Raw genomic sequence first — 13,032 nt, forward strand, 5'->3', positions numbered from 1 at the left:
ATTAAGCAACTTATTTATTAATGAAAGAATATAATAAGATGAATTTGGAAAATAATAAATTTGTTCATACTACTCAAAACTCCGTAATTTCTATTCGGAATTTAAATAAATGGTATGGAGATTTCCAAGTACTTTATGATATTAATTTCGATGTTCAAATTGGCGAACGCATTGTTATCTGTGGTCCTTCCGGATCAGGGAAATCAACTTTAATTCGTTGTATTAATCAATTAGAAAAAGCACAAAAAGGTTCAATTTGCGTTCATAATATTGATATTCATGCTGCACCTCTATACCAGCAAAAAAATGTTCTCCGTAAAATAGGAATGGTCTTTCAGAACTTTAACTTATTCCCCCATATGAGCGTTATGCAAAATTGCATTTTAGCACCCATGACAGTTCAAGGACTTTCTAAAAAACAAGCAAAAGAACGGGCCATTCGTTATCTTACAGATGTTGGAATTGAAAAACACTGTAACAAATACCCTTTACAACTTTCTGGTGGACAACAACAGCGTGTTGCGATTGCTCGTGCCCTTTGTATGGAACCTGAAGTGATGCTTTTTGATGAACCAACATCAGCTCTTGATCCAGAAAGCGTTGGAGAAGTTTTAGAAGTCATGGTCCAATTAGCAAATACAGGGATGACAATGCTTTGTGTTACTCACGAAATGGGTTTTGCGCGCGAAGTTTCAGAAAGAATCCTTTTTCTAGAAAATGGAACGATTATTGAAGATACAGCCTCTGAAAAATTTTTTACTAATCCTAAAAGCCAACGTGCTTGTGATTTTCTTGCTAAAATTAAACATTAACCATCAAAGTTGTTTATTGATACAATTTGAGTCTTATCTTTTAAAAGAGTCATAATCGTTCGTGCACCAACAACCCCTGATGGTATTTGGGTTTTCATTTTTTGTTCCACCATCTCAAAAGCATCAAGTTGTGCCTGTCTCACTAAAGAATTACACAAAATTTGCTCTATCTGCCTTGCTAACATGCCAGGACGTAAAAATTCATTAAAATATTCCGGAATAATAGGCTTATCAGAAATAATATTGGGAAGAGCAGCACTCCACAACAGTATTTGGGGAAAAATGAATAATTTAGAAAAATAATCAAGTTTATAACAAAGAACCATGGGAATTTTTGCTAATGCCAATTCAAGTGAGACCGTCCCCTGTGCCGCAAGTGCAACATCTGCTTGCGCAAAAGCATGCCATTTCTCCTTTTCACCAACAACAATTTCTACGTTGCTCTTCCAGCCTTGTACAAAATCACGAATCTCATCCACTAAATGTGGCAAAGTCGGTAAAATAATACGTAAATGAGGAACACGTTGTAGAAGAATTTCTAGTGCGTCTCGAAAAATTGGCATGAGATAGCGTATTTCTAAATTGCGTGATCCTGGCAAAAGAACTAATGTTGGCGATGATATTTCTTTACCATGCAAATGTTTTTTTTCTGATTGGATAGACAAGAGTGGAGGATGAACTAAAAGATGATGCCCAACATAAGTAGTAGGAGGGCCTCCTAAATCTCGTATAATCTTTTCTTCAAAAGGAAAAACTGCTAAAATATGGTCAACGAATTTGCGCATATCTTTAGCGCGCTTTGGGCGCCATGCCCAAACAGTGGGCGCAACATATTTAATAATAGGAATAGAAGGGGCTAAAATACGCACCTTTTTTGCAACACGATGGGTAAAATCAGGACTGTCAATAATAATGAGACAATCAGGTTGTTCTTGTGCAATAAATTTAGACAAATTGCGGATATGCATTAATAATAATGGTAGTTTTTTTAAAACTGCACCTAAACCTATTAAAGCAATATCATGAGGATCAAAAAAGCTTTTTAAACCTAGTGCCTTTAAATGCCTTCCACCAATGCCAATCAAATGAATGTTGCACCCTGTCTGTTGTGAGAGACAAGAAATTAAATCTGCTCCAAGTAAATCAGCAGATTCCTCTCCTGCAACAACAGCAATTTTTAAGGAACAATCATTCATGATCAAACTTTTCAAATGTTTCTATAAACAGAGAATATTTATTGGCTTTCTCTATCGTTGTTTTCACTGATAAAATTAAACTTTTATTTGCCTCAACCGCAATGCCAGATAATCCACTCTTTGTAATATTCATTATTGTCGCAGGTCCAATTGACGGTAAATCAACGCGATGATCTTGTTGTGGTTTTGCACATTTAACAAGAACACCGCCTTTAGGTGGAATTTGCCCTCTTTCGCGCATTTCACAAATCCGCCAAAGCATATTATCAGTTCCCTCCGCTCCTTCAACCGCAACCACTCTCCCATCGATAGCCACAGCTGCTTGCCCAATATCTAATCGACCTAACAGCTTTGCTGCTTCTACAGCTAGAAAAATATCTTTTTTCTCTTTTTGAGTAGCACGCCGTAAGGTGAGATTAAATTCTATTGGTGCTAAAAGATCCGGGACTATTTCGTGAGCGCCAAGTACACAAAAACCATGCGATTCAATAAGCCGTATAAAAGCTTTTAATAACGCATCATCCCCACCTCTCAAAGCCCTGATTAATTGAGGCAGAGCTAAAAATGTCGTCCAATCGAATCGTAATTGTGTAATAAGGGGCCGTTTTCTCACTCCACCTGCCAAAACAATATTACAAATTTCAGCTGTTTTTAAAATTTTAATGAGTCGCCCTAACTCTACAATTGATAACTCGCAATGCTCATAGCGATAAAGCACAGCATCAGCCTCACCACGCAAAAGTATAAGAAAAGGATTTTGTCCATCCTTCTCAAGAGCCTGAGCAACACTGATCGGCAAAACACCATTTCCTGCTATAATAGCAGTGCGACCGGAAAGAAAACTTCTGGCACCAGAAACAGACATTTTCAATCCTTATTTTCTTTTATTCTATGATCTTCAAATTTCGGTATGCAATAAAAACGTTTTCCTTCTTCTTTAATAAAATTAACGACGTCAATAACAGACTGAGAAGTAGAATAGAAAGAAGCAACGTCGCTAACACGCTCTTTAAACGGTTTACTATGATCAAAAAGCATAGCAACTGCATGACGTAAAGCATGAATATCTTTACGCTCAAGTCCTGCACGCTTCATACCAATAATATTTAATCCAGCAAGTTTTGCCTGTACACCTACAGCTGTCCCATAGGGAATGAGATCACCAACCAGTGCAGAAACACCACCAATAAATGCATGATGCCCAACACGAACAAATTGGTGAACAGCAGCACCACCACCAATAATAACATGATCACCAACAGTAACATGACCAGCTATCATCGCATTATTTGCAAATGTTACATAATTCCCTACATGGCAATCATGAGCAATATGTGCATAACAAAAAAATTGGCAATTATCGCCAACAATCGTCATTCCTATACTCGAGTCGGACCCCCTATGCATTGTTACGCCTTCACGAATCGTACAATTCTTACCAATCGAAAGAGTTGTATGACCTCCCTTATGTTTATTATTTTGCGGATCTGCCCCCAAAACTGCATATGAAAAGACTTCACTATTCGCTCCTAACGTTGTCTTCCCCATTATGACAACATGACTCATCAAACTGCATCCATCACCAATAACAGCCTCTGAACTAATATGACAAAACGGCCCAACTCGTACATTCTCACCAAGCTGCGCTCCCTTCTCCACAAGGGCAGTTGGATGGATTTTCGTACCGGACATATTTTTAAATTCCCATCAATATCGTTTACTCTTCTTCGATAATCATCGCAGAGATTTCCGCTTCAGCAACGCGAACATCCTCTACTTTTGCAATACACGAAAAACGCCTCATGCCAGACCTCTTTTTTAAAAGCTGCACATGAATCTTTAGCTGGTCACCGGGAACAACCGGTTTGCGAAATTTTGCATGATCAACAGTCATAAGATAAACTAAATTTGTTTGCTTATTTCCTAATTTTAAAAGCGAAATCGCCCCAGCCGTTTGTGCCATAGCCTCTAAAATCAAGACCCCAGGCATAACTGGTTTCGCGGGAAAATGTCCCATAAAATGTGGCTCATTAATTGTTATATTTTTAATACCAATAGCTTCTTGCTCACCATTAATTTCAACGATGCGATCAATCAATAAAAATGGATAACGATGTGGTAATATTGACAGCAATTTTTCAATATCTACAGCCTCTAGATTTTTCACTTCTCCGGTGTTGACCATATTAGCTTTTCTCCTTTTTAACTTTGCCAATATTACGCAACGCCGCTACTTCACGGAACCACTGCTTAAATGGTCGGGCTGGACTTCCTCCCCATTTTTCTCCATCCGGAATGTCATTCATAACACCACTACCCGCCGCAATCTGAACGCATTTACCTACTACAATGTGGTCTGCTACTCCTACACTCCCGCCAAGTTGAGACATATCACCTATCGATGTACTTCCAGCAATTCCGCATTGTGCAGCGATAAGACAATAGCGACCAATTTTCACATTATGGGCAATTTGTACGAGATTGTCGATCTTGCTCCCTTCACCAATAATGGTGTCTTCAAATGTTCCACGATCAATCGTTGTATTCGCACCAATCTCTACACCATCCTCGATAATAACACGACCAAGCTGTGGAATTTTTTCAATCCCAGAAACACTGCCAACATAACCAAAACCATCTTGCCCAATACAAACACCAGGGTAAAGCTGAACTCTATCACCTATTAAAGAATACTGAATTGTCACCTTGGGGGCAATATAACAGTCACGCCCAATACGACAATTTTCACCGATTACAGCAGTGGATGAAATAAGAGTCCCTGCACCAATCTCAACATTACGGCCAATAACAGCCCCCGCTTCGATACACACATCATGCGCAAATTTAGCACTTGGATGAATATGCGCATGTGGTGAAATTTCTCTCTCGCCAAACCAAGGCATTGGCTTTATAGAATCAGGAAATAAGATGCGTCCAATCTGTGCAAAATCACGCTGCGGTGTGGATGTTACCAAAATCGCCATAGATTCAGGAACTTTAAAAACAATTTCATTTGTACAAAAAACAGCAACAGCAGAGCTACCCAATAGAGCATCAGAAAACTTCCGATGCTCCACAAATACAAGCGAACCTTCCACAGCACTCTCAAGTGAAGAAAGAGTATTTATCACTGTGTTAGAAAACTCTGGATTAAGAAGTTTAGCACCTGTTAACTCTGCAACATTCGCAACTGTCAACCGCCGGGACGGCGTAAAAAAAAATGTATCCGCCATCAAAACACTTTCTCTCCCAGCCTAACCCATTCTCTTCAATTTTTCCTTCTCAAGAAAATTTAAATCAGAATTTCGTAGAAATACCAAAGTTTAACTTTTGCAAACGGTCACCTTCCTGCTTCTTTATTGGCCAAGCATAATCAAAACGCAATGGACCAAACGGCGAATCCCATATTAAACTTACACCTGCAGACGAACGCCAAGAATTTTTGGTATGCGTAACAGGCGCCTCACCCTGAAAAACGGGTTGATACTTATTTCCATAAAGTGTTGCAACATCTGCAAATAAAGCACCGCGCAATCCTAACCCTTCAGGCACAACAGGTACTGGAAATTGCACTTCAGCAGTCGCATTTATATATGTTGTTCCTCCCAAGAAAGAAGCTTCACCTTTATTGGAAACCTGACGAGGACCTATTCCATTGTATTTGAACCCTCGAATCATATCAGTATTTGCTTTAAACATATCGAAGATACGAACACCATCTCGACCCATTCCATGAATATAGCCACCTCCAAAAGAAAGCAAACCAACAAGATCCATGGGTTCAGAAAGCGTCTTATACATCATCGCTTTACCAGTTGTCTTCAAGAACTTCGCATTCCCACCAAGCCCGGCATACTCCTGAAGAACACGCACGTACCACCCATCATGTGGATTTTTCATATCGTCAATAGTATTATAGGTCAAACCATAACTAATTGATGAACGCTTCCAAGGACTGTGCTTGGCTGCTTGTACAATGGCCCCAGAATATTTTCCATATAATTCTCTTATATCAGCCTCTTTGCTTAAGTCATAGTCTTTACCAAAATCATATTCTTCTTGCACATAAGAATAAGCTAAATTAGCAGATAATTGATCGTTAATAGGTATTGCAAACCGAAGCGATCCACCTGTCTGCCGTACATCATATGCTTTATCAGCACGGTAAGTACTGCGAAAAATATCAATACCCGCTGATAAACGATAACCCAAAAAATAAGGATCAACAAACGACAAATTGTAATTACGAGACTTTTCTTGCCCAGCACCTAATCCTAACCGAACATATTGACCTCGTCCTCCAAGATTCCGCTCGGTAACAGATACCTCAAGTGACATACCAGGGCTTGTCCCACCCGTTGTATATCCTCCAGATAAAGAAAGATCTCCTGTCGAAGCTTCAACGACATCTATAACTAAGGTAACCTGATCAGACTGATCTGTTGGAACCATTGAAATATTAACAGCTTTGAAAAAGCCTAAACTTTCCAGACGACGCTTTGCTCGTTGTACGAGAGTTTGATTGTAAGCATCCCCTTCATTTAAATCAATCTCACGGCGAATGACATAATCACGTGTCTTTTCATTACCACGGATTTCAATGCGCTGAATATAAGCTCGCGGACCTTGTTCAATATTATATAAAATCGAAATTGTATGATTTGCCAAATTACGATTTCCCCGCGGCTCAACCTTAGCAAAAGCATATCCAGAATCAGCAACCTTATTGTTGATAATTGCAACAGACTGTTCAATGCTCTCTGCACTGTAAATATCACCTGATCGCGTTTTAAGAATCCCTTTTACGGATTGAATGTCAATTCCATCAACATCGCTTTCAACCTGAATATCACTAATTTTATAGCGAACCCCTTCATCAAGAACGAAATAAATTTTATATGTATTACTCGATTCATCAAAAGTTGCTTTGGAGGAAACAATGCGAAAATCTGCATACCCCCGATTATAATAAAAACGACGGAGAGCCTCTTCGTCCGCAGCTAAACGCTCCTCACTATAAACATCCCCCCCCAGTAACAAGGAGAACATTCCCGAAGACTTTGTTGAAATCACATCTCGCAAACGACGGCTTCCAAAAGCATGATTTCCTTTAAAAACAATATCTCTAATCTTTGTCTTCCGCCCTTCAGAAACATTAAAAACTATGTTTACACGCCCTTTTCCCAAATTAATAGTTTGAACTTTTACTGTGATATTATTACGACCAACAGTCTTATAAGCTTCACGAATCGTATTAATATCAGCTGAAAGCTTAGCAGAATTAAAAGGCTCATTCGGTCTTAAAGAAATAAATCGTTTAAGATCAGGATCTTTAAGAGATTTATTTCCCTGAAACAATACTTGGTTAACTACCTCATATTCTTTGACGAACACGACCAGCTTGTCACCAGCTTGATTTATTTTCACTTCATAAAATAAGCCCAATCCGAAAAGACGCTTTACCGCGGCATCGACATCACTACTGGAAAAACTCTGTCCCGTTTTAATGTCCATATTGTCCCGAACTGCCTGAGCACTTACAAATTTATTCCCGCGAACTTCAATAGAACGAACCACAGATGCCTGTACTTCTCCAACCATTGCAATTGACATAAAGGCTGTTGTTGGAGCAACTATCCCCATGCTTAACACCAATACAGATACCGCATTTAAAAATTTCGAATTTGTAGTCATTGGCTTTTTTACCTTATCTTATTCCTTGGATATGATGCCTCAAAAAGCTAACTGCCATAACAACTCTCTTATTCACAGCAAGACTTTCCACCCCTTAATTCATTATAACACACGACGCCACAATATTTTGTGGACATGGTAAACGACCTTTAATTTATTTTTTTTGCATTATTACCTAATTTATAAAATATTTTCCATCATTTATTAGCTAAACCAACAAAAATAATCATTAAAGAATGCAAAAACCATAAAGAGGAGAACAACAAAAAAACCTACACGAAAAACAATTTCTCGAATTTTAGCGGATATTGGTCTCCTCGTAAGAGCCTCAATAACATGAAGTAAAAAATGTCCACCATCAAGTGGCGGGATTGGAAAAAGGTTAATAAATCCAATACCTATTGAAAGAAAAGCTGTAAAATTCAACAAAGAGATAAAACCTGTCTCACTTACTTTCCACGCAATTTTAACGGTCTTAGAAGGCCCACTTAGTCGGCAATGATCTTCTTTTCCTCCTATTAAACGACCAATAAAAAAAATCGTTTGCGTAACAATAAACGTAGCACGTTCCGATGCTTCTCTTACAGCTCTTACAAAACCATAGTGAATATGTTTTACATAAGCTGGATCTAAACGCATAGGATTATCTGGATCAACAGGAACACCTACACCTATCATACTACTTTGAACCAGATTACCAAATCCATCATCTCTCTCAATCACTTTGGGTGTAATCACCGCCGTAAATACTTGCCCCATGCGTTCTATTTTAAACTCTATAGGATCTTCACCATGGAAAGCTATATAATTCATCAAACTTTCAAAGCTTTCAACCCGTTGTCCATCCATCTCAACAAAACGATCCCCTAATTCCAAACCGGATTGAATAGCAGGAAAATCTTTTACTAAAGAACCAACAATTGGTTCAGTCGCTACACGACCATAAATAAAGAAAAAAAATGTTAAAATAACAATGGTAAAAAGAGCATTAAATAAGGGACCAGCAAAAACAGTTGCGGCTTTTTTCCAAGCATGTGCATTCGCAAATGAACCGTCAACGATCGGAAATGATTGGGATGATGGTAGACCCGTTTCCTCTTCATCCCCAATAAACTTTACATACCCCCCTAAAGGAATAAGCGCTAAACGCCATTGTGTGCCGTGCTTATCTGTATATCCCACTATTTTTGGACCAAATCCAAGCGAAAAAACCGATGCCTTAATACCACACCACCGTCCAATAAGATAATGCCCAATTTCGTGCACAAAAATGATAATCACAATAACAAAAAGAACACTTAAAACTCTTAAAAGCAAATCGCCTACAGTGATCATATGATTTAAAAGTTCCAAAATATTTCCTCCCAATTAAACCATACAAAAAAGATTAAAAGGTGTATCCATATTAGACATAAACGAACCAATTAAATAAAGAAGGAAAGCAGCTCCTACCAAACCATCCATACGGTCCATAAACCCACCGTGTCCAGGCAAGAAAGAGCTGGAGTCTTTAACAGAAAATTGTCTTTTTAGCCATGATTGTCCTAAATCGCTCAATTGCGAAACAATGGATAAAAAAAGTGCGAGCAACGGTACAAAAAAATTCGTTAAATTGATGTCAAAAAATCGAAAAGCAATTAATATACCACCAGAAACTCCAAAAACCGTACCACCAATCGCCCCTGCCCATGTTTTATTAGGAGAAAATTGTGGTGCTAATTTAGGACCACCCAATGTCCGTCCGCTAAAATAGCCAGCAATATCCGTTCCCCATACGATCGTAAATAAAAAAATAACAGCTTGGAATCCTAACGTTTCATAGCCTCGTAAAAAGCATAAAGCGACCACCGGAACAGATGCATATAAAAAACCTGAAAAAACCCAACCAGTCTTTTTCATAGGTCCAATGGCCAACACTGCTGCCAAAACGATCAAAATACAAAAAATCAATGAAGCGGAGACGCCCAATAGCAAAAAAGAACCAAAAATCAAATAAAAAACACTTGCTAATATTTTTTGTGAAACATGCCACTTTTCTTTCGTAATACACATCCATTCATAAAGAATAAAACCACCAATACCCCATACAAACAAAAAAAATAAAGTTCCTCCAAACCATGTTAAACACAAAGCAATGATGCCAAAAACCAAAGCAGTCAAAATACGATAAATAAGATTAGACAAAACACCATCCAAACAATAAAAATAGAAAATACAAACTCAAAAATTGACGCAAGCAAAAAACTTTGTTATGCGGTTTCTTTGTACTCACACTTTTACAGACTTTTTTTTACAATCTATCATACATGATCTGATATACTAAGATGGTCTTTATAAGACTGAAAAGTGAAGGAGATATCAAAGGATTACGTATTAAAATGCATTCATACATATATTCTGTCTATCTTAAATAATAAAAAAAGCTGCCGTTTATTTCTTATGGGAATTGTGAAATTTATATGTGATATTTTCTTCGTATAAAAACATTTTTCTATCATCCTCTCAATCATCTGAAAATAAGCTGTGCAAACTGGATTATTCATAATGAAAGTAGCAAAGTTAAGATAGAATCTTTACGTTCCATTTTTCCCAAACATCTCCCCTGAAAGATTTGAACGACATCCTTAGATCTTTATCTAAATCATGAAAATATTTTTATCACGTAATTCAAAAAATACGTAAAATTTTTCATTTTCTTATTATAAACCCCTCTTTAGCAGAGAATCTCTTTCAATATTTAGATAAAGATCTAAAAAACGTCTGCTACTTCAAATCAATCTTTATCTTGCAATATAGAAATACGCTAAAATGCACCTCTTCCCACCTCACGCTCTTTATTAAGAGATATTTTACGCCTCATTCTTATCCATAAAAAGATATTATACTAAATATAGAATAATATTTTTCTAGCGATAAAATCGCCTTAAACATGCATAATTTCGGCTTCTTTCACAGCCAAAATCTTATCAATATCAGCAATAGTTTCATCCGTGAGTTTTTGAACTTTGTCAGATAAGCCATGCGCTTCATCTTGACTAATTTCACCTTCTTTTTCCAATTTTTTCAAATTATCCATACCATCGCGACGGACATGGCGGGTAGCAACACGCGCTTGTTCTGCATATTGATGTGCAATTTTTACAAGTCCTTTACGGCGTTCTTCATTTAATTCAGGTAAAGGAATACGCAAATTCATACCATCAGTAATGGGATTCAAACCAAGACCAGAATCACGAATAGCACGCTCTACAGCTCCTACCATCGTTTTATCCCACACAGAAACTGAAAGCATCCGCGGCTCTGGAACAGAAATATTCGCGACCTGATTGATATGTACAACAGAACCATAAGCTTCAACCGTTAAAGGTTCTAATAAACTGGCCGAAGCTCGTCCGGTCCGCAAACCTCCTAATTCATGTTTAAAAGCGGAAATGGCACCATCCATGCGACGTTTCAGATCATCCATAATAGATATAACATTCATATTTCTGTCTCCTTCAATTACGCCTTGAAGATTATCTTCATTCCGATACTATTGTAAACCGTCCGGTTCCATTCAACACTTTAGCCAAACCACCTTTTTCATGAATGGAATATACAATAATCGGTACATTATTTTCGCGTGCTAAAGTAACCGCTGTTGTATCCATAACAGACAACCCCCATTGCAAAATCTCAACATGTGTTAATTGGTCAAAACGTTTAGCTGTAGGATCTAGCTTTGGATCTGCAGAATAAATACCATCCACTTGTGTTCCTTTTAAAAGAACATCTGCACCAATTTCTGCTGCACGTAAAGTAGCAGCAGAATCAGTGGTAAAAAATGGATTACCCGTACCGCCTGCAAAAATAACAACTTTTCCTTGATTCATATAACCTATTGCTTTACGCTGTGAAAAACTTTCACAAATTTGTGGCATAGCAATCGCGGACAATACGACTGTCTCAACCCCTAGCTTTATCAATGATGTTCGCAATGCTAAAGAATTAATAGCCGTGGCAAGCATTCCCATATGATCACCTGTCACACGATCCCCACCATGTGAAGCAACAGCAACTCCACGAAAAATATTTCCCCCACCTATAACAATAGCAACTTCTACTCCCAACGCTCGCACTTCAGCAACATCAGCGGCAATACGATCTGCAACGGAAACATCAATCCCAAAGCTCTGTTTTCCCATAAGGGCTTCACCAGAAACCTTTAAAAGAATACGTTTATATTGTAGCGCTAATGTCATTGACAATCTCCCCAAAAGCACAGTTATTTTTTGCTTTCGACGCCATTAAGGGCACCACTTTATCACGTGACGCCCTCTCAATAATCATACATTTTATATCAGAAATTCCATAACCAATGGTATAGTTTTAAATCTCTGACAATAATTTAAAAATCACTATCCCTTTACGGCCGCTGCAACCTCTGCAGCAAAATCAGATTCCTCTTTCTCCACACCTTCCCCTAATGCGAAGCGAACAAACCCTGTAATTTTTGCAGGTGCACCAATCGACTTTTCAGCATCCTTTAAAGCCGCTTCAACACTCATATCAGGATTCATAACAAAAGCCTGAGAAAGCAGAACAACCTCTTCGAAAAACTTACGCATACGCCCTTCCACCATTTTTTCAATGATATTTTCAGGCTTCCCAGACTGGCGCGCCTGATCAGAAAAAATGGCTTTTTCACGCTCAACAGCACTCACATCAACATTTTCCGCGGTGAGAGCTAATGGATTAGTTGCAGCAATATGCATCGCAACCTGTCGACCAAAAACGGTAGCTGCTTCCTTATTTCCCGTCGTTTCAATAGCAACCAAAACACCAAGTTTACCAAGCCCATCAGCCACACTATTGTGTATATAAGTAGCAACGACGCCATTCTCAACAGAGAGTTTTGCAGAACGCCGAAATGTCATATTCTCACCAATGGTACCAATCGCATCTTTAATCGTAGCCTCTACGGTCTTTTCAGAACCAGGATAAAGAGAGGCGGAAACAGCGTCAACACACCCTTTCGTATCTAAAGCAGCTGTAGCCACATTGCGGACAATGTCTTGGAATACATCATTGCGTGCAACAAAATCTGTTTCAGAATTAATTTCAACTAAAACCGCGCTTGAATCGTTTGATACAACTCCGATTAATCCTTCAGCAGCCGTACGACCAGCCTTTTTATCTGCTTTGGCTATTCCTTTTTTACGAAGCCAATCAACAGCGGCCTCCATGTCACCATTGGTCTCCGACAGCGCTGCTTTACAATCCATCATACCAGCACCTGACAATTCCCGAAGTTCTTTTACTTGTGTAGCAGTAATGCTCATATTTGCCTC

12 protein-coding genes are annotated in these 13,032 nt (G+C 38.4%); 1 reads left to right on the forward strand and 11 read right to left on the reverse strand.

Features of this window, described 5'->3' with window-relative positions; genetic code table 11:
• Positions 1-38 precede the first annotated feature (38 nt).
• Positions 39-812: an amino acid ABC transporter ATP-binding protein gene (locus J7R10_RS02700; protein WP_026501286.1), complete on the forward strand. Its 774-nt coding sequence runs from the start codon at positions 39-41 to the stop codon at positions 810-812.
• Here J7R10_RS02700 and lpxB read toward each other — a convergent pair.
• From lpxB to tsf, 11 genes are all read right to left on the reverse strand, one after another.
• On the reverse strand, positions 809-2,008 hold the full coding sequence (lpxB, locus tag J7R10_RS02705; RefSeq protein WP_010704939.1) for a lipid-A-disaccharide synthase: 1,200 nt from the start codon (positions 2,006-2,008) through the stop codon (positions 809-811). The genes J7R10_RS02700 and lpxB overlap by 4 nt on opposite strands.
• On the reverse strand, positions 2,001-2,873 hold the full coding sequence (locus tag J7R10_RS02710) for an LpxI family protein (RefSeq protein ID WP_010704938.1): 873 nt from the start codon (positions 2,871-2,873) through the stop codon (positions 2,001-2,003). Before J7R10_RS02710 ends, lpxB begins: the two co-directional genes overlap by 8 nt.
• A 2-nt stretch (positions 2,874-2,875) precedes the next feature.
• Complete coding sequence (gene lpxA / locus J7R10_RS02715; RefSeq protein ID WP_010704937.1) at positions 2,876-3,700, reverse strand: acyl-ACP--UDP-N-acetylglucosamine O-acyltransferase; 825 nt, start codon at positions 3,698-3,700, stop codon at positions 2,876-2,878.
• A 25-nt stretch (positions 3,701-3,725) separates the two neighbouring features.
• The gene (gene fabZ, locus J7R10_RS02720) at positions 3,726-4,193 is read right to left on the reverse strand and encodes a 3-hydroxyacyl-ACP dehydratase FabZ (protein WP_010704936.1); all 468 of its coding nucleotides are present in this window, start codon (positions 4,191-4,193) and stop codon (positions 3,726-3,728) included.
• Position 4,194: 1 nt separating this feature from the next.
• A complete protein-coding gene (lpxD, locus tag J7R10_RS02725; protein WP_010704935.1) occupies positions 4,195-5,241 on the reverse strand; it encodes a UDP-3-O-(3-hydroxymyristoyl)glucosamine N-acyltransferase in 1,047 nt (348 codons plus the stop codon).
• Between the two features lie 64 nt (positions 5,242-5,305).
• Positions 5,306-7,702 (reverse strand): outer membrane protein assembly factor BamA, encoded by a 2,397-nt coding sequence (bamA, locus tag J7R10_RS02730; RefSeq protein ID WP_010704934.1) that lies wholly within the window; start codon positions 7,700-7,702, stop codon positions 5,306-5,308.
• A gap of 204 nt (positions 7,703-7,906) precedes the next feature.
• Positions 7,907-9,055, reverse strand: coding sequence for a M50 family metallopeptidase (locus J7R10_RS02735; RefSeq protein ID WP_010704933.1), 1,149 nt, complete (start codon positions 9,053-9,055; stop codon positions 7,907-7,909).
• A 15-nt stretch (positions 9,056-9,070) separates the two neighbouring features.
• The gene (locus J7R10_RS02740; protein ID WP_010704932.1) at positions 9,071-9,886 is read right to left on the reverse strand and encodes a phosphatidate cytidylyltransferase; all 816 of its coding nucleotides are present in this window, start codon (positions 9,884-9,886) and stop codon (positions 9,071-9,073) included.
• A 739-nt stretch (positions 9,887-10,625) separates the two neighbouring features.
• Positions 10,626-11,186, reverse strand: coding sequence for a ribosome recycling factor (frr, locus tag J7R10_RS02745; protein ID WP_010704931.1), 561 nt, complete (start codon positions 11,184-11,186; stop codon positions 10,626-10,628).
• A 37-nt stretch (positions 11,187-11,223) separates the two neighbouring features.
• Entirely contained in the window at positions 11,224-11,943 is a 720-nt protein-coding gene (gene pyrH, locus J7R10_RS02750; protein ID WP_004864630.1) for a UMP kinase, read from the reverse strand.
• Positions 11,944-12,099: 156 nt separating this feature from the next.
• The gene (gene tsf / locus J7R10_RS02755) at positions 12,100-13,023 is read right to left on the reverse strand and encodes a translation elongation factor Ts (RefSeq protein ID WP_010704930.1); all 924 of its coding nucleotides are present in this window, start codon (positions 13,021-13,023) and stop codon (positions 12,100-12,102) included.
• Between the last annotated feature and the right edge of the window lie 9 nt (positions 13,024-13,032).

This window comes from Bartonella vinsonii subsp. berkhoffii ATCC 51672, assembly GCF_902825225.1.
GTDB classification, from domain to species: Bacteria; Pseudomonadota; Alphaproteobacteria; order Rhizobiales; family Rhizobiaceae; genus Bartonella; species Bartonella berkhoffii.

Bases quoted from the DNA above. Each gene is read 5' to 3' on its own strand.
- bamA (WP_010704934.1), bottom strand. From the start codon at position 7,702: ATGACTACAAATTCGAAATTTTTAAATGCGGTATCTGTATTGGTGTTA.
- lpxB (WP_010704939.1), bottom strand. From the start codon at position 2,008: ATGAATGATTGTTCCTTAAAAATTGCTGTTGTTGCAGGAGAGGAATCT.
- lpxA (WP_010704937.1), bottom strand. From the start codon at position 3,700: ATGTCCGGTACGAAAATCCATCCAACTGCCCTTGTGGAGAAGGGAGCG.
- tsf (WP_010704930.1), bottom strand. From the start codon at position 13,023: ATGAGCATTACTGCTACACAAGTAAAAGAACTTCGGGAATTGTCAGGT.
- pyrH (WP_004864630.1), bottom strand. From the start codon at position 11,943: ATGACATTAGCGCTACAATATAAACGTATTCTTTTAAAGGTTTCTGGT.
- J7R10_RS02710 (WP_010704938.1), bottom strand. From the start codon at position 2,873: ATGTCTGTTTCTGGTGCCAGAAGTTTTCTTTCCGGTCGCACTGCTATT.
- J7R10_RS02700 (WP_026501286.1), top strand. From the start codon at position 39: ATGAATTTGGAAAATAATAAATTTGTTCATACTACTCAAAACTCCGTA.
- frr (WP_010704931.1), bottom strand. From the start codon at position 11,186: ATGAATGTTATATCTATTATGGATGATCTGAAACGTCGCATGGATGGT.
- lpxD (WP_010704935.1), bottom strand. From the start codon at position 5,241: ATGGCGGATACATTTTTTTTTACGCCGTCCCGGCGGTTGACAGTTGCG.
- fabZ (WP_010704936.1), bottom strand. From the start codon at position 4,193: ATGGTCAACACCGGAGAAGTGAAAAATCTAGAGGCTGTAGATATTGAA.